A 23,598-nucleotide genomic window follows, 5' to 3' on the forward strand; every position below is an offset into this window, starting at 1 on the left:
CGCAAACACCATGCGATTTGTACACGCCTCGAAACAAGCCTAAAGCGACGCCTCCTGAATCGCGCCCGTGCTCAGCGCGCGCTCGATCAGGCCTTCGTTCTGCGCCTTGCGGATGGCGTGCGCAATCAATTGCTCCGGTTCCTCGAGTTCCGCCTTGAGTGCGCCCAGCAGACCCGAGGCGTCGAGGATCACCAGCGTCTTCGCCGTATCCGCGGCGCTGATCAACACGCGGCGCGTGCCATCATCGGCGAGACTCGCGCAGAACTGCCCCGTCGCGCCGCCCACGTTGTATTCGAAATTTTGTATCAAAGCCGGCTCCCTGTTTCCAGTGGATTCAAAGGACCGCAATCGCGATCGACCTGCGCTGCAACGTGACGTTTCAACCGCCGAAACCGCCGCGCGGCGCACGCAGTCCATCGATGGAAGCACGTCCCGCGCCCGTTACGGCAAGCAGCAGAAAACCGCCGGCGATCGCCACATTTTTCCAGAAGTGCACGACCGCATCCTGCTGCAGGGCGGCCTGGGTGACGTTCCAGAAATCGTGCCCGAGTATCGCCGTGACGATCGCGTAAATAGCCAACACGAACGCCACGAAACGCGTACGCACGCCAAAAACCACCGCGAGACCGCCCAGCAACTCAATCGCCACGGCCACGGGCGCGACGAACTGCGCGTAAGGCACGGCATGGGCATGCAGATAGCCGAGGAACCCCGCGTACCCCAAAAGCTTCATGGCGCCGCCCCAGAGAAACAGTATCGCGAGCGCGAATCGGGCGATGAAGATGATGAGGGAATCTGCGGGACGTGTCATGAAGGGCTCCAGTATGCAATAACGCAGTGACCGTGTTCGCGCCCTACAGTTCCCGGGATACTGGATTACGTGAATATTGGACGGACGATGTGGACCACCTCGCCGAGGCCGCCTTGCGCGTCACGGCGCCGGAAATTGATTCGGAATCCGATCTATTGATACCGTCTGAAGAAAGCGGATAGCTGCGGCAACAACCGATACAGGTTTACCCGATTCTGCCGGCTCGCCGGCCATCGGCCTCCTCAATGCCGGTGATGCATGGGGCGATGCGAATCGAGCCACCGGGCCACACGCTGTTCGAGCGTGCCGCGGCTACGGCGCGAAATGGCCCACGACACCGCGCAGACCAGCACCATGACGGCCGGACCCAGCAGATAAGCAGCAACCGTTTCCCTCATGGCCGTCTCCTTTGCCAAGCCGCCAGACAGAGTTCGAGGATTGAATTCTAGGCGATCAAAAGTCGGCCCGTAAGTGGCTTGCGCGATCGCCGAACGCGTTCTTTTGCACGGTTTTCTTATGACGTGCAGCGCCTCGCGAACATGACCCCGGAGGTAATGGAATACGCTGAGCGTTTCGCTAGAATCGGCCCAATGAACACGCTCGCCTCTTCCAGCTTCGCGCCGCGTGCCGGCGAAACCCGCCGCGGCGTCGGCGAGTTGCTGCGCGAGTGGCGTCTGCGCCGCCGCATGAGCCAGCTTCTGCTCGCGACCGAAGCCGAAATCTCGACGCGGCATCTGAGCTTCGTGGAATCGGGCCGCGCGCTGCCGAGCCGGGAAATGGTGATGCATCTGGCCGAGCGCCTGGACGTGCCGCTGCGCGAGCGCAATGCGCTGCTGCTCGCGGCCGGTTATGCGCCGCTGTATCGCGAACGCACACTCGACGACCCGCAACTGGCGGCGGCGCGCGAGGCGGTCGAACTGGTGCTGCGCGGTCACGAACCTTACCCCGCGCTTGCGGTGGACCGGCACTGGAATATCGTCGCGACCAACCGTGCGCTCGCGCAGCTGATCGGCGATGCGTCGCCTGCCTTGCTGCAAGCGCCCATCAACGCCCTGCGACTTTCGTTACATCCGGCGGGCATCGCGCCGCGCATCGTGAACTGGCACGCGTGGCGCGCGCATCTGCTCGCGCGCTTGCAGCGCCAGATCGACGCCAGCGCCGATACCGCTCTCGTTACACTTCACGACGAACTGGCCGCCTACCCGGCGCCGCCCGACGCCGCGCCCGCCGATCTCGAGCCGATCCACAATCTCATTGCCGTGCCGCTGCGCGTGCGAACCGCCCTCGGCGAGCTGGCGTTCTACAGCACCACGACGATTTTCGGCACGCCCGTCGATATCACGCTTGCCGAGCTGGCGATCGAAGCTTTTTTCCCCGCCGATCTCCATAGCGCCAGCCTGCTGCGCGCCCACGCCTCTCCGGCCCCATAAGCGCCTTCAGAACGGCTTCCCGCGCCTCTCAAGGCTCAATCCCGCCAGTTTGTCGCGCCGACGCTACAAATCGCGATTAAAAGCCGTTGGACGCGTCGATTTATGCGATTTACATCTACGCGTAAACCAGTAACGGTAAAAAGCGCGTCAACGAGCCGCAGACCAAGGCCGTCTGTCACATCTTGACAAAGCTAGTTACACAGGGTCGAAACACTAGTTACAGATTAATCCTCATACGTATTAACTATTCACTGAGTACTTCTTACCTGTCAACGTAAATCCTTTCGAATCGTTTAATCTGCATAATCCGGCGCAGCGGTCCGTTCCGACTCGTTGCGCAAGCATCGACACCACCTTGAAAACCCTTATTTCATGGGGTTTTCCGCTAAATACCCCGTCCCTAAAGGCTTTGCTGGCGGCTGTCACAGAAGCGCAATCTTTCCTCAGAAAAAGTTACCGAAATTATTTGTAACAGCGGCATTATTTTTTTGAGAAGGGATTGATTTCTGAGATTAGTCCTCATACAATTCGCTCCAACGTGTTACGAGTTGTAACACGTTGTATCAAGAAGTCAGGCGCCACCGTGAATGAGTGGACCGACACAAGAGCCAAAAAAGTTACAACGGCAGCGAATGCCGGGGGGTTAATCGGGGCTTCGGAAAAGAGAGAAATGGACCGTAGCAGCGAGACGCTGGATTCAATCCGCGAAATTAATTTGTCGTACCTGATGCTCGCTCAGCGGATGCTGCGCGAGGACAAGCCGGTCGGTATGTTCCGACTGGGACTGTCGTCGGAACTGGCTGATCTGCTTGCTGGTCTGTCGCTCGCACAGATCGTCAAGCTGGCCGCTTCCGACCAGCTTCTTTGTCTTTTCCGCTTCGACGACCATGCCATGTTGACTGCTCTGACGCAGACAACCCGGCATACCGACGTGGCGGCTACACACGCGGCGATCCTGCTTGCAGGTCAGCCGGCTGTGCAATTCGCCTGAGGGACGGGTCATGACTACGAACCGCCGCAGCCTCACCGAAGACGCGCAGGAAGTTTTTCGCGCGATCGCGCTGATCGAGCTGGGTGCACGGATGCAGGTGCTGGAGAGCGAGCTTTCGCTTTCGCGCGACCGCATGATCCGTCTGTACCGCGAGATCCGCGGCGTTTCGCCGCCCAAGGGTATGTTGCCGTTCTCGGCGGACTGGTACATGACGTGGCTGGCCAACATCCACGCCTCGTTGTTCTACAACACGTACCTGTTCCTCAAGAACGAAGCGCGTTGCTCGCATCTCGACGCGCTCACCAAGGGGTTCCGGCTGTATCTGGAACACTGCCGCCACAGCGGGACCGAGCCGGTGCTCGATCTCACCCGTGCGTGGACCCTGGTGCGCTTTTTCGATGCGGAGATTCTGCAGATGACGCCTTGCTGCCGATGTGGCGGTAAGTTCGTCGCGCACAAACACGACCTTCAGCATAACGTCGTGTGTGGTGCATGCCAGCCGCCTTCGCGCGCCGGCAAGACGAAGAAGGCGGCTGCAGCGCGACGGGGCGCAGAGCAGACCGAGAGCGACCTTCCGGTGGAAACATCGGACGGCATTGCCGAGGCTGCATAAGCGTAGGAGAGCCAAGATCCGGTTAACCGGACGCAGCAGCAAAGAGACCTAGACGCGAAGCCGTCCGGCGCCCCGAGAGGTGCCGGACGGCGAAGCGCATTTAGCGTCGCATCGCCCTTCCCGTTTCCAGTCCCTTCTAGTTGCCCAAAAAGGTCGCCCAAACCAGCCACAGGTTGGCAGCCGTGATGACGGCGAACAGCAGCCAGGCGATCAGCCGCGTCGGCAGACGATTCACGAACACGCCCATCAGCGCACGGTCGTTCGTCATGCGGATCAGCGGCCAGAGTGCGAACGGCAGTTGCAGGCTCAGCACGACCTGGCTTGCGACCAGCAGCTTGCCCACCGCGCCGTTGCCCAGCCACCACACGCCGATAAAAGCCGGAATCAGCGCCAGTACGCGCGTGATGAGACGCCGCTGGTAGCACGGGATCTTCATCTGCAGGAGGCCTTCCATGACGACCTGCCCGGCCACCGTGCCAGTAAAGGTCGAGCTTTGCCCGGAAGCCAGCAGCGTCACCGCGAACAGCACGGCCGCCGCGCCGCTGCCGACGATCGGCGCGAGCAGCTTGTAGGCGTCCTCGATCTCGGTGACGCCGGTGTGGCCCGTCGCATGAAAGGCCGCCGCCGCCAGAATCAGAATCGCCGCGTTGATCAGCAGCGCGAGCACCAGCGAGACGATCGTATCGATGCGCGAAAGCCCGATTGCCTGGCCGATGCTGGCTTCGTCGCGCTTCACGGCGCGCGTCTGCACGATCGACGAATGCAGGTAGAGGTTGTGCGGCATGACCGTCGCACCCAGAATGCCGATGGCGAGATAGAGCGGTTCCTGCGCGGCAAGCGCATGCCACGACGGCACCGCGCCCGCGAACACCGAATGCCAGTGCGGCTTCACGAGCGCCAGCTCGATCACATAGCCCAGCCCGATAGTGGCGATCAGCCCCGCCATGATCGCTTCGAGCGTGCGGAAGTTCTTGCCCTTGAGCCCGAGCACGATGATCGTGTCGAACGCCGTGAGAACGATGCCCCACATCAGCGAACAGCCCAGCAGCAGATGAAACGCGAGCGCGCCGCCCAGCACTTCGGCCAGATCGCAGGCGATGATCGCGAGTTCGGCCAGCGCCCATTGGCCGAGCACGACCGGTTTGCTGTAACGCGTGCGCGACAGTTCGGCGAGATCGCGGCCGGTGACGATACCCAGGCGCATCGCGAGACATTGCAGTGCCATCGCCGCGAGGCTCGACAACACGACGACAAACAGCAGGTTGTAACCGTACTTCGAACCGGCCTCGATATCGGTGGCCCAGTTGCCCGGGTCCATATAGCCGATCGATATCAGCAAGCCCGGACCCGCGAATTGCAGCAGCTTCTTCCAGAACGGCGCGCGCGGCGAAACCGCCACGCTGCCTTGCACTTCAGATGGGCAAAACGGCGCCGTCGCCGTGGTGGGTAAGCGGAACTCCAACGGTGCGATCCTCGAAGGGGTGAAATGCGCGCCTCGAATTGATAGCGTGCGCGATCGGTCCCTCAAGTGTACAGCGATGGCTGCGGCAGTTCTCGCGTGAGCGCGTGACGGCCCACGTCGCGCACGCGATAGTCGACCGGATCATGCAGCGTGTGGACGCGCGCGTTGCGCCAGAAGCGGTCGAGCGCGAGCGCGGCGTTGGTCGCGCGGGCGCCGCAGGCGTCGAACAGTTGCTCGCCTGCATCCAGCGCCGCACGATGCGCGACGATCTTCGCCTCCGATACGGCAAGCGAGACTTCGGCGCGCGTGGCGGCCTGAAGCGCGTCGCCCTGCTGCCAGGCGTGATCGAGAATCGCCGCCGCGCGATCCGCCAGCACCGCGGCGGACAGCGCCTTGATGCGCATCTCGCCGAAACGCTGTTGCAGATAGGGATCGTCCGCGGCGTGCTGCACGCCCGAATTGACCCACGGACGGCCATTGGCCAGCACATATTCGCGCGCCTCTTCGAGCGCGCCTTCCGCGAGGCCAACAAACAGATTGGTCAGCACCAGTTGCGAAACCAGCGTGCGCAGCGACGCACGCGGCGTATCCGGCCGATGCAGCACCTCGGCGGCGCGCACCTCGACGGCATCGAACGAGACCGTGCCGCTATCGGTCTGACGCTGGCCGATCGGGTCCCAGTCGTCGTGCACGGTGATGCCCGCGCGCGTGGTCGGCACGACGGCGAACACCGGGTTGCCGCTCGCCGGATCATGGCCGCTCACGGTCATCATCTGCGAGCCCGTGGTGCCGGAACAAAAGCCCTTCTTGCCGTGCAGACGCCAGCCGCCCGCGCCATCGGCCTGCGCGATCAGACGCGTATCGAGCGGATTCACCGCGTTGCCCCACCACCAGCGATGCTCGACCGTGCCTTGCAGCCAGTTCGCGCGCTGCGTGGCGTTGCCCCAGAGATCGACGGTCGCGATCTGCAAGAACTCGAAGCCGAGCAGATGCGCAAGCGCGCTGTCCACCCGCGCAATCTGGCGGATGGTCCGATACGGCGCGCTCCAGCCGGAACCGTCCGCGCCCAGACGCCCGCCAAATTCCTGCGGCACCGCCAGCGTGAGCAGCCCGGCATCGGCGATCAACTGCTTTTCGGCGGCCGCGTGACCGCCCGCCAGATCGCGGCGCGCGGCGCTCGCGCGCAAGGTCTCGATCAGCGTCGCGAGACGCGCATCGCCGTTCGTAGGCTCGGTTGAAGGGTGCGTCTGCGGCGGCCGTGGATCGTTCATGCCAGGTGTCCCGAATGAGTTGCGCGGTGCCCGGAGCCGGGCGCGCACGCGCCATCCGCTCCAGCTTCGATCGACCGATGATAGTGGCGCGCGCCTGGGTCGGCTACGAATCGTTTCCGCAAATGAAATCGCGGCTGGCGATATGCGCTTGCATACCAGCCAGCCGCGAGGGCCCAGCAGAGGAGCGCCCAGCGCCCGTTTATCGCGACGCGAGCGGTGCGGGCGGTGGTGCGCCATCGGGCTGCGCAGCGGGCTTCGGGTCGCCCCAGCCGCCGCCCAGCGCGCGGATCAGGTTGACGGTCGCCACCGCCTGCGAGCCTTCCAGGTGGCTCGCCTGAAGCTGCGAAACCAGCACCGAGCGTTCACTATCGATCACGTTCAGATAGCTGACCTCGCCCTCTTCGTACTGCGTGCGCGAGAGATGCGCGGCGCGCTCCGAGGCGCTCACGGCATCGTTCTGCTCGCGGATCTGATCGTCGAGCAGACGCAGATCGGAGAGGTTGTCCTCGACTTCGCGGAACGCCACCAGCACCTGCTGCCGATACTGCGCGACATCCTCGTCGTACTTCGCGCGCGCCTGGGCCAGATTGGCCTTGCGGCGGCCGCCGTCGAACAGCGGCACCGTGAGCGCCGTGCCCGCGAGCGGCCCGAGGAAGAACGCGCGGCTCGACCACATGAACAGATCGCCGAGCGTGGTCGACTCGTAGCCGAACGCGCCGGTGATATCGAGCTTCGGAAAGAACGCCGATTTCGCCAGACCGACGCGCGCGTTCGCGGCGGCCATCGCGCGCTCCGCGGCGGCGATATCGGGACGGCGTTCGAGCAGCGTCGAAGGCAGACCCGCCGGCACGCGCGCCGTGACCGGCACGAGCGGCGACTGCGCGAACGTGAAATCGGCCGGCGCCTTGCCCAGCAGAATCGCGAGGCTATGCTCCGAAGCCGCACGCTGACGCGCCACGCCGACGGCATCGGCGCGCGCGCTCGCCAGTTCGTTGCGCGCCTGCGAAACGTCCAGCTCGCTGATATCGCCTTCCTTGAAGCGGCGCTCGACCAGCTTGAGCGCGTCCGCGCGCAGCGTCACGGTGCGGCGATACAGATCGGCATCGGAATCGAACTGGCGCAACTGGAAGTAGTTCTGCGCGACATCGGCCTGCAAGGCCAGTTGCACCGAGCGGAACAGCGCTTCGCTTTGCTGCGCGTCCGAGCGCGCGGCGTTCACGTTCGAACTCACGCGGCCGAACAGATCGGCTTCGTAGCTTGTCGTGGCCTGCGCGCGCCAGAGCGTTTGAGTCGGCACACTGGTGTTCTGCGGCAGATACTGCGAAGCCGGCGAAGCGTGCTCGTAAGTCGGCCCAAAGCCCGCGTCGAGCGACGGGAACCACGACGCACGCGCCGCCTGGGTAACCGCCCGCGCCTGCTGCACGCGCGCGGCCGCCGCCTTGAGGTCCTGGTTGGCCGATTGCGCCTGCTCTTCGAGCTGGTCGAGCGTCGGGTCGCCGAACACCTTCCACCACTCGCCGCGATGGGCATCGTCGGCGGGCTGCGCGGCCGTCCACGAACCCACGTCATGCGGACCGGCCGGTTGCGTCTGCTGCGGCGCTTCCTTGTACGCATCGGGCACGCCCGCGTCGGGCACCTTGTAAGTGGGCTCGACCGAGCAGGCCGCGAGCCACGCAAACAGCGCCACGCCCAGCGCGAGACGCGTACGGCGCCACAACGGACTTGTCATGCCTTGCGAGAATGAATAGTTAGTCATCTTGATCATCCTTCCTTACGCATCCACCGTGTCGGGCGTATGGCGCGCGTTGTCCTTCTGCGCCACGTGAATCTTGCCGCCCGCAAGCGTGCGCAACACCACGTAGAACACCGGCGTGAGCAGCAGACCGAACGCGGTCACGCCCAGCATGCCGAAGAACACCGCAATCCCCATCGCATGGCGCATTTCCGAACCCGCCCCCGACGACAGCACGAGCGGCACCACACCCATGATGAATGCGATCGACGTCATCAGAATCGGGCGCAGACGCAGGCGGCTCGCTTCGATCGCCGCGGACAGCGGCGTATGGCCGTCATGCTCCAGTTCGCGGGCGAATTCCACGATCAGAATCGCGTTCTTCGACGCCAGCCCCACCAGCACCATCAAGCCGATCTGCGTGAAGATGTTGTTGTCGCCCTGTGTGAGCCACACGCCGGTCAGCGCACACAGCACGCTCATCGGCACGATCAGGATCACGGCGAGCGGCAGCGTCAGGCTTTCGTACAGCGCGGCCAGCACGAGGAACACCAGCAGCACGCTGATCGGGAACACCCAGACGCCGGCATTGCCCGCGAGCACCTGCTGATACGTGAGGTCGGTCCATTCGAACTTCACGCCGCGCGGCAGCACTTCCGCCGCGATGCGTTCGGCCGCGGCCTGCGCCTGACCCGACGAATAACCCGGCGCGGGACCGCCGTTGATATCCGCTGCGGTGTAGCCGTTGTAACGCACCACCATTTCGGGGCCGTACGTGGGCGACACCGTCACCAGCGACGAGAGCGGCACCATATCGCCAGCGGCGTTACGCGTCTTCAGTTGCAGGATGTCGTCGGCCTTCTGGCGGAACGGCGCATCGGCCTGCACACGCACCTGATAGACGCGTCCGAAGCGGTTGAAGTCGTTCACATACAGCGAGCCCAGGTAAATCTGCATCGTGTCGAACACATCCGTCACCGGCACGCCAAGCTGCTTGGCCTTGGTGCGGTCGAGATCGACATTCAGCTGCGGCACGTTGATCTGATAGTTCGAGAACGTCGGGCCCAGCTCTTTGGTCTGCGACGCGCGCTTCACAAAGTCCTGCGTCGCGCGGTTGAGCGCTTCATAACCGAGCGCACCGTGATCCTCCAGCTGCAACTTGAAACCGCCAAGCGTGCCGAGACCGAGCACCGGCGGCGGCGGGAACACGGCGATAAACGAGTCCTTGATCGCGCCGTATTGCTGATTCAGCGCGCCCGCAATCGCACCTGCGGACAAAGCCTTGCCCTTGCGCTCCTTGAACGGCTTGAGCGTGACGAACACAATGCCCGCGCTCGAACTATTCGTGAAGCCGTTCACCGAAAGACCCGGGAACGCCACGGCGCTTTCCACGCCAGGCTGCTTCAGCGCGATCGAACTCATCTCGCGAATCACGTTTTCCGTGCGATCGAGCGAGGCACCGTTCGGCAACTGCGTGAAGGCGATCAGATACTCCTTGTCCTGCGCGGGCACGAAACCGCCCGGCACGATACGCGCCATCAACACGGTCGCGCCCAACAGCAGCACATAGACCACGAGCATCGCGCCCTTGCGGCGCAGCACGCCATTCACGCCGCGGCCGTAGCTTTCCGAACCGCGATGGAACACCTTGTTGAAGCGCTTGAAAAAGCCGCCCAGCACGCGATTCATGCCGCGCGTCAGCCAGTCTTCCTTCGCATCGTGGCCGCGCAGCAGCAGTGCGGAAAGCGCAGGCGAGAGCGTGAGCGAATTGAACGCCGAGATCACCGTCGAAATGGCGATGGTCATCGCGAACTGCTTGTAGAACTGGCCCGTGAGACCGCTCATGAAGGCAAGCGGCACGAACACGGCCACCAGCGTCAGCGCAATGGCGATAATCGGCCCGCTCACTTCCTGCATGGCCTTATACGTGGCATCTCGCGCCGATAAACCGCTCGCGATATTGCGCTCGACGTTCTCCACCACCACGATCGCATCGTCCACCACGATGCCGATTGCCAGCACCATGCCGAACAGCGACAACGCATTGATCGAGAAACCAAACGCCAGCAGCAACGAAAACGTCCCCACAATCGACACCGGCACGGCAATCAGCGGAATGATCGACGCGCGCCACGTTTGCAGGAACACGATCACCACGACCACGACCAGCGCAATCGCTTCGAGCAGCGTATGCACCACGGCCTCGATACTCGAGCGCACGAACTGCGTCGGGTCATAGACGATCTTGTAGTCCACGCCTGCGGGCATGTCCTGCTTGAGGTCCTTCATCGCCGCGCGCACCTGTTCGGAAATCGCGAGCGAATTTGCACCCGGCGCCTGATTGATTGCGAGCGCAACGGCCGGTTTGTTATCGAGCAGCGAACGCAGGCCATATTCCGAAGCGGCCAGTTCGATACGCGCGATATCGCGCAGATAGGTCACGCCGCCATCGGGATTGGTCTTGACGATGATGTCGCCGAATTCGCTTTCCGTGCGCAGACGCCCGCGCGCATTCACGTTCAGTTGCAGCGGCGTGCCCGGCACGCTAGGCGATGCGCCGATCACACCGGCCGCCACCTGCACGTTCTGCTCGCGAATCGCATTCACCACATCCTGCGCGGTGAGATTGCGCTGCGCCACCTTCTGCGGATCAAGCCACACGCGCATGGCGTAATCGCCCGAACCCCACAACTGCACTTCGCCCACGCCCTGAATATTGGACAGGCGATCCTTGACGTTGAGCAGCGCGTAGTTGCGCAGATACGTCATGTCGTACTGGTTGTTCGGCGAGATCAGGTGAACCACCATCGTGAGCGTCGGCGAGCTTTTGATGGTGGTGATGCCCAGACGCTGCACATCCTCCGGCAGACGCGGCAAGGCCTGATTCACGCGGTTTTGCACCAGCTGCGTGGCCTTGTCGGGATCGGTGCCCAGACGGAACGTGACGGTCAGCGTGAGATTGCCGTCGCTATTGGCCTGCGACTGCATGTACAGCATGTTCTCGACGCCGTTGATCTGCTCTTCCAGCGGCGCGGCCACCGCTTCGGCGATCACTTTCGGGTTCGCGCCCGGATACTGCGCGTGGACGACCACCGAAGGCGGCACGACCTCGGGGTATTCGGAGATCGGCAACTGGAACAGTGCGATCACCCCGGCCAGCAGGATCAGCACGGACAGCACGCCCGCGAAGATCGGCCGGTCGATGAAGAATTTCGATATGTTCATGGGTTGCTCTTTTATTTCGGATGACTAACTGGGTGCGAGCATCGCGCAGACGGCGCCATGCGCCATCTGCGCATCGCTACACGTCAGGAAGCCTTTGCGTCCTTTGCGGGAGATTGCGTGGCCATTGCCGAAGCGGCATCGCCGTCCGGGTCGCCGTTCATCGGCACCATATGCGAGCGCACGGCCGCGCCCGGACGCACGCGCTGCGTGCCGTTCACGACCACATGATCGCCGGCCTGCAAGCCGTCGAGAATCACACGCAGATTGCCCTGCTGGCCGCCGATCTGCACATTGCGATACGCCACCTTGCCCGTGCCATCGACCACGTAGACGTACTTCTTGTCCTGATCGGTGCCGATGGCGGCTTCGTCCACCAGCAGCGCCGGATGCGGCGCGCTGCCGCTCACCTTGATGCGGGCGTAGAGGCCCGGCACGAGCGCGCCATCGGCGTTATCGAAGCGCGCACGCACACGGATCGTGCCCGACGACGTATCGAGCCGGTTATCGACCGATTCGATCGTGCCCGAGCGCGAATAACCCGTTTCGTTCGCAAGACCCAGATCCACCGGCACCTTCGAGCCATCCTTCATGCGGCTGATGTAGTCGAGATAGGTTTGCTCGTCGGCGTCGAATTCGGCGTAGATCGGCGAAACCGACACCAGCGTCGTGAGCGGCGGCGCGCTCGCACCTGCCGATACCACATTGCCCACGGTGATTTCCGCGCGCGAAACACGACCCGCAACCGGCGCGACGATGCGCGTGAAGCCGAGGTTGATCTGCGCGGCTTCGAGCGCGGCCTGCGCGGCCTTCAGGTTCGCGTTCGCCTCGCGCGACGCGTTCTGCTTCTCGTCGTAATCGCGTTTGGCGATGGCGTTATCGCCAATCAGGCGTTGCGCGCGCTCCCAGTCGCTTTGCGCGTAGCCGGTGCGCGCCTGCGCGGCGGCCAGTTGCGCGGCGGCCTGATCGACGGCTGCCTGATACGGACGCGGATCGATCACGAACAGCGTGTCGCCCTTCTTCACGAGCGCGCCATCACGGAAGTTCACCGAAACAATCGTGCCCGAGACCTGAGGTCGGACATCGACTTTTTCGACGGCTGCCAGGCGGCCCGAATAGCTCTGCCAATCGGTGATATTGCGCTTCAGCACGGCTGCGACGTCCACTTCGGGCGCGGGCGGCGCTTCGGCGGCAACAGCCGTGTGCGTGTTCAGGCGCATCGCGCCCAGAGTGCCGAGACCCGCGACGACGAGTACGGCAACGACCGCGAGCGCGATACGCGTGCGGGAATGCGAGTTAAGTGACATGCCGGGCTCCAGAAAGATGAATGATTTTTTTGTTGGTTGAATACGATCTTTGGTGCGTGGCGTTCGCCATCAACACGAACCGGATTCGAAACAGCAGCGGAAAAAGCGCACCGCTTCGGCCAGCGCTTCGGGATGCGCGCCAATCTGCGCGTGCGATACGCTCGGGTAACGCATCACATGGGTGCGTACGCCCGCTTCGATCAGGCGCGTGGCGTACTTTTCCGCTTCGATATGCAGTACGTCGTTTTGCGCCGTGACGATGAACGTCGGCGGCAAGCCCGCCAGACGCGTGCACTCCAGCGGTGCAGCGTAAGGGTGCATCCGCTGCGCGGCTTCGGGCAGATAAGCGCGATAACAGGCCGCGCATTCGCTCGCCGAAATATCGGAAGCGAGGCGCGCTTCGTCGCCCAGACGCGTGAGGCTGGGGTCGAGCATCGGCGCGAACAGGGCCTGCGCGGCGAGCTTCACGTCGCCGCGATCACGGCCGATAAACGCGAGCACATTGGCGATCTGGCCGCCCGCATCGTGTCCCGCCGCGACAATGCGTTTAGCGCTGCCGCCAAAGGCGCGCGCCCGCGTGAGCACCCATTGCGCGGCGCGATGCGCGTCTTCGGGCGCGGCCGGAAACGGAAACTGCGGCGCCAGCGAATAACCCACCGACACCACCAGCGCCGGTAAGCGTTCTGCGAAAAAGCGGCTGGCTTTTTCCGCATCGTCGAGCGTGCCGCGCACGAAACCGCCGCCATGAAAATAGAGCAGCACCGGCAGATTGGTCGCGCCCTGCGGACGATAAAGCCGCAATACGATGTCCTGCGCGTGGCCTTCGATCGTCACTTCGCTGACCTCGATGGCTGCGGCGCGGGCCTTCGGCGCAGGCGCCGCAGCCAGTCTGCGCGCGGGCGTGGCTTGCGCCGGTGCAACATCGGGCGCCACTTCGGCAGCCACGTCAGGCGCGGCCTGATCGGCGGAATTCCACGGGGTCGAACGTTTAAAGGCATCCATATCGAAACGGCGCAAAGCGCGAAAGTAAATTCGAATGGTGCGAATTGTGGGTTCGGCAGACTTGCAAATAAATGCCTATAATCCGGCAACACAATTCGGCGCACCTGAACAATGTGTTTCCTTTAGTCGCCCTGGCCTCGCTTTTGCGGGGCGCCGCGCGGCGTGCGTCCGATGTCTTTTGGAGAGTGGTAATGGACCGCCTTCAGGCCATGCAGGTGTTCACCCGCGTCGTGGACACCAACAGCTTCACCCGCGCCGCGGAAACGCTCGACATGCCGCGCGCCTCGGTCACGACGATCATCCAGAATCTCGAAGCGTTCCTTGGCGTGCGTCTCATGCATCGCACCACGCGCCGCCTCTCGCTCACGCCGGATGGCGCCGCGTACTACGAGCGCTGCGTGCGCATTCTTGCGGATGTCGAAGAAACCGAGCTGACGTTCCAGGACCGCAACCGCAAACCGCATGGCAAGCTGCGCATCGACATGCCGGGTTCGATCGGACGCCTGATCGTCATTCCCTCGCTGTGCGAATTCCACACACGCTACCCGGATATCGACCTGCAACTGGGCTTGACCGATCGCCCCGTCGACCTGCTGCAGGAAGGCGTGGATTGCGTGGTGCGCGTGGGCGCGCTGCAGGATTCGTCGCTGGTGGCGCGCCGGATCGGCCTGTTTGAAGGGGTTTCGTGCGCCGCGCCCGCGTATCTGGAGCGCAGCGGCACGCCCACCACGCTCGAAGAACTGGCCGAGCATCGCGCCGTGAATTACTTTTCGAGCCGCACGGGCCGCGTGATCGACTGGGCTTTTCTTGTCGATAACAAGGAAGTCGAGGTCAAGCTCAAGAGCATGGTGTCGGTGAACGATGCGGATGCCTACGTAACCTGCGGTATCGAAGGCTTCGGGCTGATCCAGGCGCCGCGCTACATGGTGCTGCCGTATCTGAAATCGGGCGAACTCGTCGAGGTGCTGCCCGACTACAAACCGCTGCCGATGCCGATTTCCGCGGTCTATCCGCACAGCCGCCATCTCTCGCCGAAAGTGCGTGTTTTCGTCGACTGGATCGCGGAAGTGTTCGACCGTTGCCCGCTGCTTTCGGGCCGCGCATCGCTCGACAAAACCTGCACGCTGCGCACGCTGGAAGAGCGCGAATCCGCGCCGAATCTGGAAACGCCGGTCATTACGGAGTGGGCTGCCTGATTTTTCAGGCGGGTTTCCGGCTGCTTTTTCAGGGGTTCCGGCCCCGTTGAAACGCTCGCCAGGCAAGAGATTGCCGGCGAGCGTCGTCATTTGAAGCGCAGGGATTGTTCCGTATTTTCGACAATTCCTTTCGTATTCGGGCCGTTTATCGCGCGCGCCCATCCGCCTACATTTGCTCCTGTCGCCGCAGCGCCCGATTCGAAACCCGGCACTCGCGGCACCTTCACAAAGGAGCAGATCATGAAACGCACTCTCGCAAGCACCCTCGCCGCTACGGTTATCGTCACGCTCGCTGCCAGCGCATCGGCGTTTGCAGGCGGTATTGGCCGCGCCGGCACGTATGGCCCGCAAGATACGACGGCGGCCACGGCGCAGGCCAACACGCAGACCACGGCACAAGTCGAGCCGGTTCTGAGCAACGACAACAGCGCACCGAAGACGCGCGCTCAAGTGAAGGCGGAAATCGTCGAGGCTTATCGCAACGGCACGCTGCCCGCGTTGAACAAGACCAGCTATCCCGAGCAAAGCCTGATTGGCCGCACGCAGGCTCAACGCATCGCGCTGCAGGAAAGCCGCGACAACGATACGACGCGCGTGGCTCGCGCCGGCGAATAACTTTGCATTAGTCCATTCGATAAGGATGCCGAATCATGTCTCCGCAAAACTCGGAACTCGATAACTGGGACGCGACCACGCCGGTGTGGACGCCATTTCGTCATTGAAATAAAAAAGCGGACACCATAAGGTGTCCGCTTTGCGTTGGCGCATATCAGTCGATTACCACTGATATGACATGCCGGCGCCCACCGTCGTGCCGCCGCCAGCGCTATAACCCGCGCCCGCCTTCACCTTGAGGTTCTGGCTGATACGCGCCGATGCACCGAGCGCCGTCGCCTGATAGCCCTTGTAGTTGGCCGTGCCGACACCGACCGCAATATTCTTGCCGTGATCGACATCGGGGATCATGGTCAGCGCGGTTGCGGCGGCCACGCCGCTGTACGCGTTGCGCTGAAGGTCGCTCATGCCTGCCTGGAACTGGCGCATGTTCACGGCGTCGGTGGGCGCCTGGCCGTCGGCCACGTTGGTGATACGGCGCTCGTTGCCCTGCGACCCAACGGAAACCGTATTGGCCTGATCCGCTACCGAGTTCGCGCCGATCGCCACGGCATTGTCCGCCGTCGCCGCTGCGTTGTTGCCCATCGCCGTCGAGTTCGAACCCGAAGCCGAAGCGCCGCCGCCCTGCGCCACCGCGTTATCGCCCGTAGCCGTCGCCGCACCGCTCGACGTGTTGATCGAGATGTACTCCGAAGACGTATCGCCGATGTTCTGGATCGCCTGAGTCAGGTTCGAGACATCCTGATTCGTCTTGTAGAGTTGCGCGCCCGTTACGGCGTCGGTGCTCGTTTCCGAAAGCACGGCGTCCGAGAGATTCGTGAGTTGCACCGTCATGCCCGCATTGCCCAGCGAGACCTTGTCGTGCGCCGGCGAATCGTACTGCACCGCATTCGCCACACCGCCCGCCACGTTGTTGACCTGCGTTTCGATGCTCGACACGCGGCTGTCGATGTTGGTCAGCGCGCTGCCCATATTCGTGTACGTGCTGCCGCCGATGGTGTAGGTCGGGCCGGTGATCGTGCCGTCCGCGTTGACGGTCGAACCGCCGCCCAGTGCGTTCGCTGTGGAGTTTGCCACCGCGTAAAGCTGTGCGCCGTTCACGGCATCGGCGCTCGATGCATTCACCGCGCCTGCCGAAATACCCGTGAGCTTGCGGGTGCCCGCCGTGCCGGTGAAGTCGACGACCGTGCCATCCAGACTCTTCGCCACCGTGATGTCTTGCGTCGTCGCGTCCTGCTGAACGAGGCCAACGACGCTATTGTTGATGTTGTTTGTCAGGTTGCTGAGGTCGGTCGTGTTCTGCGTTACGCGGGCGTCCAGGTTCGTGATCGCCGACGTGTTGCTGCCAGTCTGCTGATTGGTCGCGAAGAGTTGCGAACCGTTCACGGCGTCCGTGCTCGACGCGCTGACGCCGCCTGCGGCCACGTTGCGCAGCATCACCGGCGCGATCGCGCCCACGCCGCCCAGCGTCACCGAGGTGTGTGCGATCGAGTCGTACACCAGCGCATCGGCCATCGTGCCGTTGAGGTTCGTGATGTTGCTGTTGATGGCGGCGATATCCTGGGAGTTCTGCGAAACGCGCGAATCCAGATTCGTGATCGACGTGGTGTTGCTGCTGACCTGGGTGTTGGTCGCGTAGAGTTGCGAACCGTTCACGGCGTCGGTGCTGGATACGCTGAGCGAACCGGCTGCTACGTTGCGCAGCGCCACCGGCGTGCTCGCGCCCACACCGCCGAGCGTCACCGATGCATGCGCCGACGAGTCGTACGCCACCGCATCAGCCATCGTGCCGCTGATGTTCGTGATGCTGCTGGTGAGCGTCGAAATCTCCGAGCTGTTCTGCGTCACGCGGCCGTCGAGGTTGGTAATCGAGGAGGCGTTGTTCGCCACCTGCGTATTCGTCGCGTAGAGTTGCGCGCCGTTCACGGCATCGGTGCTCGATACGCCGAGCGTGCCTGCCGCGACGTTACGCAGCGCCACCGGCGTGCTCGCGCCCACACCGCCGAGCGTCACCGATCCATGCGCCGACGAGTCATACGCCACCGCATCGGCCATCGTGCCGTTGATGTTCGTGATGCTGCTGGTGAGCGTCGAAATCTCCGAGCTGTTCTGCGTCACACGCGAATCAAGGTTCGTGACATTGCCGTTGAGCGTCGAAATATCCGAACTGTTCTGTGTCACGCGACCGTCGAGATTCGTAATCGAGGAGGTGTTATTCGCCACCTGCGTGTTCGTCGCGTAGAGTTGCGAGCCGTTCACGGCATCGGTGCTCGATACGCTGAGCGTACCCGCCGCGACGTTACGCAATGCGACCGGCGTGCTCGCGCCCACACCGCCCAAGGTCACCGATCCATGCGCCGACGAGTCGTACGACACGGCATCGGCGATCGTGCCGCTAATGTTCGTGATGCTGCTGCTGAGCGTCGAAATATCCGAGCTGTTCTGCGTCACACGCGAATCAAGGTTCGTGACATTGCCGTTGAGCGTCGAAATATCCGTGGTGTTCTGCGTCACGCGACCATCGAGGTTGGTAATCGAGGAGGTGTTGTTCGCCACCTGCGTATTCGTCGCGTAGAGCTGCGAACCGTTCACCGCATCGGTGCTCGAAACACTAAGCGTACCGGCTGCCACGTTATGCAACGCCACCGGCGTGCTGGCACCCACTCCACCGAGCGTCACCGAGCCATGCGCCGACGAGTCATACGCCACCGCATCGGCCATTTGCCCGCTGATGTTCGTGAGATTTCCATAGATCGTCGAGATATCCACGGTGTTCTGCGTCACGCGGCCATCGAGACTCGTAATCGACGAAGCGTTGTTCGCCACCTGCGTGTTCGTCGCGTAGAGCTGCGCGCCGTTCACGGCATCGGTGCTGGATACGCCGAGCGAACCGGCTGCCACGTTATGCAACGCCACCGGCGCGCTCGCGCCCACGCCACCGAGCGTCACCGAGCCATGTGCCGACGAGTCATACGCCACCGCATCGGCCATCGTGCCCTGCAGCGTCGTCAACTGGCCCTGGACAGACGTCATCTGACCTTGAAGCGTCGTCACCGAGCCTTGCAGATTGACAATGCCCGTCGAATTCGCCGTAACCTGCGTGTTCGTTGCATAGAGTTGCGAACCGTTCACCGCATCGGTGCTCGCTGCCGTGACCTGACCCGCCGCCACGTTCTGGATCTGGCGCGTAGCGCCTGCCGTGCCCACGCTGACAACACCCGTAGGCGTCGTGCCAGCGTAGTTGTATGCCGTTCCGCCAATCGTCCCACTCGCCGTTGCAACAGCAGCGGTCGTCGTCGCACCGTTACCCAACGCGACCGAATTCGCCACCGATGCGTTGGCGGCATTGCCTATCGCCACTGCATTCGTCTGGCTGGCATTCGCCGACGTACCCAATGCCGTCGAAGTTGCGCCCGCCGCGCTTGCAAGCGTACCGAACGCAGTCGAGTAGCTACCGCCAGCCTTGGCGCTCGCTCCCACGGCAACGCTACGGTCCCCGCTCGCCGACGAGTAATTGCCGAGCGAAGTCGCATAATCCAGTCCACCGTACGAACCGTTGCCGATGGCAACGGAGGCCTGACCAGCAGCATTCGAGTTAGCGCCCATGGCAACCGATGTAACACCGTTGCCAATTGCGCTCACCCCTACTGCGACGGAATTCGCTCCGCTAGTCTTCGCGCTGGCGCCCAATGCGATGGCATTTGTGCCCGTAGCGATCGAGTTCGCGCCCAAGGACAGCGCATTGGTTCCGCTAACCGTCGAGTTCCACCCAAGCGCGACGCCGCCGGTGGCCGAAACGCTGGATACCGCGCCAATCGCAAGCCCACCGGTCGCGGTAGAGGACGCATATTCACCGATCGCCACGGCGTACCCAATTGCGCCATTGGTACCGTTGGACGGCGGTGCGGCAAGCGCATAACCGCCAAGCGCAATGCTGCTGCCATATTCCGCTTCGGCGTTGCGGCCGATCGCAATCATGTCATACGACTGGCCGAAGAATGCCGTCACGCCTGTGCGTGCATTGGCTCCCAGCGCAATGGCAGCACCGGATCTGGCGACGGCACCACTGCCGACGGCGATTTCCTGCCCGCCCGGGGTCCATAACGCAGCACCCGCTGTCGCATTCGGACCAAACGCAATGGCCTCCCCGTTATTTGCGCTCGCGCCCGGCCCGATGGCTGTGCTGTCCTGGCCGATAGTAACGGAATCTGCCCCCGACGAATTGGTATGGAAATACTTGACGCCGCCACCGCTGGTGATGGCGTTCAGCGTAGTCGTCACGCTCGCGACGTTCGTGTTGGTCGCGTAGAGTTGCGAGCCGTTCACCGCATCGGTGCTCGTTGCGCCGAGCGTGCCGTTCGCTACGTTGCGCAGCGCCACCGGCGTGCTCGCGCCCACACCGCCCAGCGTCACCGACGCATGCGCCGACGAGTCGTACATCACCGAGTCAGCCATCGCGCCGCTGATGTTCGTGATGCTGCCGCTGAGCGTCGAGATATCCGACGTGTTCTGCGCCACGCTCGTGTTCAGGTTCGCGATACTTGTCGTATTCGCCGTCACTTGCGTGTTGGTCGCGTAGAGCTGCGAGCCGTTCACAGCCTGCTGGCTGGACGAGCTCAATGCGGCAGGTGCAAGGCCGTCGATCGTCACGCCGCCAGTGTCGAGGTTCTGGAACGTCAGGTATGAACCCGTGCCGCTCGACGCGCTCTGAACGTAAAACTGGAACTGGTTGTTGCTGATGGCCATCGCGGCCGTGCCGCTATCGCCCAAAATGACGTAGTTCGCGTTATTGAGGCCCGTGAAGGTCGACGGCGAGATTGCGCAGCTACCGTCACTCGTCTGTCCAGTTGTCGAGTAATCGTAGCTACCCGACGCATCCGTCACGCAAAGATCCGAAGCCGAAGCCATCATCGGCACGGTCAGGCCCACGCAACCCGCCACCAGCACGAACATGCGCGAGAGTGCGCGCCATGCGCCGCCCTTGAGAGCTACCGGTTCGCCCAGTTTCAGCGACGTCCCACGCCCCTTGGCCTTCGCGTTTTCCTGCACCGCCGTCCAGGTCGCCGTGGACGCATTCCAAACCGACCGATAGCTCTTGTTCATCTTGCCTTCTCCAATTCAAAAACGTCGCCTCGATCGATTAATTCGGATACCGAACCATGATCGAAAGTAACCAGACCCAAGACGCTTCGAATTCCGTGGCACTTTGAACCTGCCACGTCATCTCTGCGAACTGGTATCCATTTTTGCGATTGGAGCCAAACGTCGATATAGAACGTTTTCTATTTCGAGACGAGATGAATAAAAAGGGGCGGAACCACCGACGCGCCCAGACGGCAGCGCGAAAAAAAACCCGACAGTTTTCAGGACTGTCGGGCGCGATGGAGCGGGTGCTGCGGCACTATCTGAGGCACTACCTGCGGCACAACATCACCGGTTCACGAAATCCGGCTCGAAGAACACCCAGCGCACCACGGGAAAGCGCGCCTGCAGATCGGCTTCGATCTCGTTGATTGCCTCGACCATCGTGCGGCTGTGCTCGTAGTCGAGCATCTCGCACTGCACGGCCACCATCACTTCCCGGCCCCATTGCAGGGTGATCAGGCTGATGATGCTGCGGATTTCGGGCCGCGCGCGCAGGTAGGCTTCGATATCGCGGCGCATTTCCGGGCTCGCCGATTCGCCGACGATCATCGACTTCACTTCGCGCGCGATAAACCACGCAATCCCCATCAGCAAGATGCCGATGGCAATCGACCCGCACGCATCCCAGATGGGATTGCCCGTGATAACCGTCAGCAGCACGGCGACAAAGGCGATCGCCAGACCCGCCAGCGCGGCGATATCTTCGCCCGCCACCACCAGCAGATCGGAATCGCGCGTTTCGCGCGCCCAACGCCACAGCGATTTTGTGGGCGAGCCCTTGCGGATTTCCTTGATCGCGCCATAGAGCGAAAACGCTTCGAGCAGCACCGAAATGCCGAGCACGCCCAGCGCCACATACACATATTGCAGCGGCTCGCGCAGGACCAGCCGATGCACGCCCTCGTACACCGAGAACGCGCCGCCCACGAAAAACAGCAGCAGCGCCACCAGCAGCGAATAGAAGTTGATCGCGCGTCCCGTGCCCATCGGATGCAGCGGCGTGGGCGCCTCGCGCGACTGGCGCAGGCCGAACAGCAGCAGAAGCTGGTTACCGCAATCGGCCGTGGAGTGAATCGCCTCGGCGAACATCGAGCCAGAGCCCGTGAACGCCGCCGCCGCGAACTTGCAGACCGCGATGCCGGCGTTCGCCGCCAGGGCGTAGAAAATGGCTTTCGGTGACTCGCCGCTCATACGACCTCGACGCGTGCCGGACCATCGCTGAGTTCGCCGATCACACACGCGGACGCGAAGCCATCGGCATGGAACAGCGCGAGCACGGCGTCGACGTCTTCCGGCGCGCAGGCGACCAGCAGGCCGCCGGACGTCTGCGGATCGGTCAGCAGCGTGCGCGCGCCTTCGGGCAGATGCGGCGCGAGCGTCACGCCATCGCCATAGGAAGCCCAGTTGCGGCCCGATGCGCCGGTGAAGACGCCCTGCTCCACGAGCGCCTCGACGCCCGGCAGCCACGGCAGATCGGCGTAACGCACGCGCGCCGTGAGGCCCGCGCCGCGCGCGATTTCCAGCGTATGGCCCAGCAGGCCGAAGCCGGTCACGTCGGTCATCGCGTGCACGCCGTCGCGCTCCGCGAGCGGCGCGCCGGGCTTGTTGAGCAGTGTGGCGGCATCGACCATCGCCTTGTATCCGGCGGCGTCGAGCAGATCTTTCTTGAGCGCGGCGGACAGCACGCCCACGCCCAGCGGCTTGCCGAGCACCAGCACGTCGCCCGCGCGCGCGGACGCGTTGCGCTTGACGCGTTCGGGATGCACCACGCCCAGCGCCGCGAGACCGTAGATCGGCTCGACGGAATCGATCGAATGGCCGCCCGCCACGGGAATGCCGGCCGCGGCGCAGACGTCTTCGCCGCCACGCAGGACCTGCGCGATCACTTCATGCGGCAGCACGTTGATCGGCATGCCGACCAGCGCGAGCGCGAGGATCGGCTTGCCGCCCATCGCGTAGACGTCGGAAAGCGCATTGGTGGCGGCGATGCGGCCGAAGTCGTAGGGATCGTCGACGATCGGCATGAAGAAGTCGGTGGTCGCGACAATGGCCTGCTCGTCGTTGAGCTTGTAGACGGCGGCGTCGTCGGCGGTTTCGGTGCCCACGAGCAGGTTCGGAAACGCGGCGGTGAGCGGCGTGCTGCGCGCCAGCAGCGCGGAGAGCACGCCCGGCGCGATCTTGCAGCCGCAGCCGCCGCCGTGCGAGAGGCTCGTGAGGCGCGGCGCAGCCGGGGCGGCCGCCAGACGGTCTTGATCGTTCATATGCGGGAGTCGTTCCAAAGAATGCGGGGAAAACGGTCCCTATTATGGAGCAATCGGCGTGCGGACCTTGCGGGCGCGGCGCGCTGACTTGCTTCAGTCGCCCGCGCGGTGGGTCTGGATGGGTTCGGCCAGGGGAAACGCGGCGCAGACCGCTTCGACGAGCCATTGCGGATCGTCGTGCGGCAGGTCGTGACCGGCCCACGGATGCACGCGCTGCACCGCGCCCCACGCACGCGCAAGCCGCGCCGAGCAGACCGGATCGACGAGTTGATCCGCCTGCGAGGACAGCACGAGCGTCGCGCAGCGCGGCGCGCTGTTTGCCGCGCCGTTTACGGTGTAACGCGCGGCGGCCAGTAGCTGACGCACCGCATTGGCGCGGCTCACCGGCGCGCTGGCGCGGATCGCGCGCCAGGCGTCGACGTCGGCGGTTCAACGTTCAACGAATGCCGACATTAAACGCGCGCCGCGCCGCAGATTGAACGCACCGGCTCTCCCAGCTCTGTTCTCAACCTGCTAGCGTTCCGTCCACTCCGGGCTCAA

Annotated in this window: 17 protein-coding genes and 1 pseudogene; 5 read left to right on the plus strand and 13 right to left on the minus strand. The window is 63.5% G+C overall.

Annotation, left to right across the window (positions count from 1 at the left end; genetic code table 11):
* Nucleotides 1-39 precede the first annotated feature (39 nt).
* From G3N59_RS24560 to G3N59_RS24570, 3 genes are all read right to left on the minus strand, one after another.
* Entirely contained in the window at nucleotides 40-309 is a 270-nt protein-coding gene (locus G3N59_RS24560; RefSeq protein WP_205985403.1) for a hypothetical protein, read from the minus strand.
* A gap of 70 nt (nucleotides 310-379) precedes the next feature.
* Nucleotides 380-811, minus strand: coding sequence for a DoxX family protein (locus G3N59_RS24565; protein ID WP_205985404.1), 432 nt, complete (start codon nucleotides 809-811; stop codon nucleotides 380-382).
* 242 nt (nucleotides 812-1,053) lie between these two features.
* On the minus strand, nucleotides 1,054-1,209 hold the full coding sequence (locus tag G3N59_RS24570; protein WP_205985405.1) for a hypothetical protein: 156 nt from the start codon (nucleotides 1,207-1,209) through the stop codon (nucleotides 1,054-1,056).
* A gap of 192 nt (nucleotides 1,210-1,401) precedes the next feature.
* Between G3N59_RS24570 and G3N59_RS24575 the strand changes: the two genes are divergently transcribed.
* The 3 genes from G3N59_RS24575 to flhC all read left to right on the plus strand — a co-directional run bounded on the left by G3N59_RS24575 (nucleotide 1,402) and on the right by flhC (nucleotide 3,845).
* Nucleotides 1,402-2,241 carry a helix-turn-helix domain-containing protein gene (locus tag G3N59_RS24575; RefSeq protein ID WP_205985406.1) on the plus strand — a complete coding sequence of 280 codons (840 nt, stop codon included), beginning with the start codon at nucleotides 1,402-1,404 and terminating at the stop codon, nucleotides 2,239-2,241.
* 670 nt (nucleotides 2,242-2,911) lie between these two features.
* Nucleotides 2,912-3,232, plus strand: coding sequence for a flagellar transcriptional regulator FlhD (flhD, locus tag G3N59_RS24580; protein ID WP_183732050.1), 321 nt, complete (start codon nucleotides 2,912-2,914; stop codon nucleotides 3,230-3,232).
* Nucleotides 3,233-3,242: 10 nt separating this feature from the next.
* Nucleotides 3,243-3,845 (plus strand): flagellar transcriptional regulator FlhC, encoded by a 603-nt coding sequence (gene flhC / locus G3N59_RS24585; protein ID WP_205985426.1) that lies wholly within the window; start codon nucleotides 3,243-3,245, stop codon nucleotides 3,843-3,845.
* Between the two features lie 136 nt (nucleotides 3,846-3,981).
* Here flhC and G3N59_RS24590 read toward each other — a convergent pair whose 3' ends face one another.
* From G3N59_RS24590 to G3N59_RS24615, 6 genes are all read right to left on the minus strand, one after another.
* Nucleotides 3,982-5,307, minus strand: a complete 1,326-nt coding sequence (locus tag G3N59_RS24590; RefSeq protein WP_205985407.1) for an Nramp family divalent metal transporter — start codon at nucleotides 5,305-5,307, stop codon at nucleotides 3,982-3,984.
* 62 nt (nucleotides 5,308-5,369) lie between these two features.
* Entirely contained in the window at nucleotides 5,370-6,578 is a 1,209-nt protein-coding gene (locus G3N59_RS24595; protein WP_205985408.1) for an acyl-CoA dehydrogenase family protein, read from the minus strand.
* A gap of 199 nt (nucleotides 6,579-6,777) precedes the next feature.
* Nucleotides 6,778-8,307 carry an efflux transporter outer membrane subunit gene (locus G3N59_RS24600; protein WP_205985427.1) on the minus strand — a complete coding sequence of 510 codons (1,530 nt, stop codon included), beginning with the start codon at nucleotides 8,305-8,307 and terminating at the stop codon, nucleotides 6,778-6,780.
* Between the two features lie 42 nt (nucleotides 8,308-8,349).
* Complete coding sequence (locus G3N59_RS24605; protein ID WP_205985409.1) at nucleotides 8,350-11,535, minus strand: efflux RND transporter permease subunit; 3,186 nt, start codon at nucleotides 11,533-11,535, stop codon at nucleotides 8,350-8,352.
* A gap of 83 nt (nucleotides 11,536-11,618) precedes the next feature.
* Entirely contained in the window at nucleotides 11,619-12,839 is a 1,221-nt protein-coding gene (locus G3N59_RS24610; protein WP_205985410.1) for an efflux RND transporter periplasmic adaptor subunit, read from the minus strand.
* A gap of 69 nt (nucleotides 12,840-12,908) precedes the next feature.
* Nucleotides 12,909-13,841: an alpha/beta hydrolase gene (locus G3N59_RS24615; protein ID WP_205985411.1), complete on the minus strand. Its 933-nt coding sequence runs from the start codon at nucleotides 13,839-13,841 to the stop codon at nucleotides 12,909-12,911.
* A gap of 191 nt (nucleotides 13,842-14,032) precedes the next feature.
* Between G3N59_RS24615 and G3N59_RS24620 the strand changes: the two genes are divergently transcribed.
* Both G3N59_RS24620 and G3N59_RS24625 read left to right on the plus strand, forming a co-directional pair.
* Nucleotides 14,033-15,037 (plus strand): LysR family transcriptional regulator, encoded by a 1,005-nt coding sequence (locus G3N59_RS24620; protein WP_205985412.1) that lies wholly within the window; start codon nucleotides 14,033-14,035, stop codon nucleotides 15,035-15,037.
* 240 nt (nucleotides 15,038-15,277) lie between these two features.
* The gene (locus G3N59_RS24625) at nucleotides 15,278-15,652 is read left to right on the plus strand and encodes a DUF4148 domain-containing protein (protein ID WP_205985413.1); all 375 of its coding nucleotides are present in this window, start codon (nucleotides 15,278-15,280) and stop codon (nucleotides 15,650-15,652) included.
* Between the two features lie 162 nt (nucleotides 15,653-15,814).
* Here the strand turns inward: G3N59_RS24625 and G3N59_RS24630 are convergent, their stop codons facing one another.
* The 4 genes and pseudogenes from G3N59_RS24630 to G3N59_RS24645 form a co-directional block, all read right to left on the minus strand.
* Nucleotides 15,815-20,755, minus strand: coding sequence for a YadA-like family protein (locus G3N59_RS24630; protein ID WP_205985414.1), 4,941 nt, complete (start codon nucleotides 20,753-20,755; stop codon nucleotides 15,815-15,817).
* A gap of 327 nt (nucleotides 20,756-21,082) precedes the next feature.
* On the minus strand, nucleotides 21,083-21,988 hold the full coding sequence (locus G3N59_RS24635; protein WP_205985415.1) for a cation diffusion facilitator family transporter: 906 nt from the start codon (nucleotides 21,986-21,988) through the stop codon (nucleotides 21,083-21,085).
* Entirely contained in the window at nucleotides 21,985-23,058 is a 1,074-nt protein-coding gene (gene selD / locus G3N59_RS24640; protein ID WP_205985416.1) for a selenide, water dikinase SelD, read from the minus strand. Before selD ends, G3N59_RS24635 begins: the two co-directional genes overlap by 4 nt.
* Before the next feature lie 93 nt (nucleotides 23,059-23,151).
* Nucleotides 23,152-23,484: pseudogene (locus G3N59_RS24645) on the minus strand (alpha/beta hydrolase); the annotation flags it as partial.
* Nucleotides 23,485-23,598 lie beyond the last annotated feature (114 nt).

The organism is Paraburkholderia sp. Ac-20340, from assembly GCF_017104965.1.
Classification (GTDB): Bacteria; Pseudomonadota; Gammaproteobacteria; order Burkholderiales; family Burkholderiaceae; genus Paraburkholderia.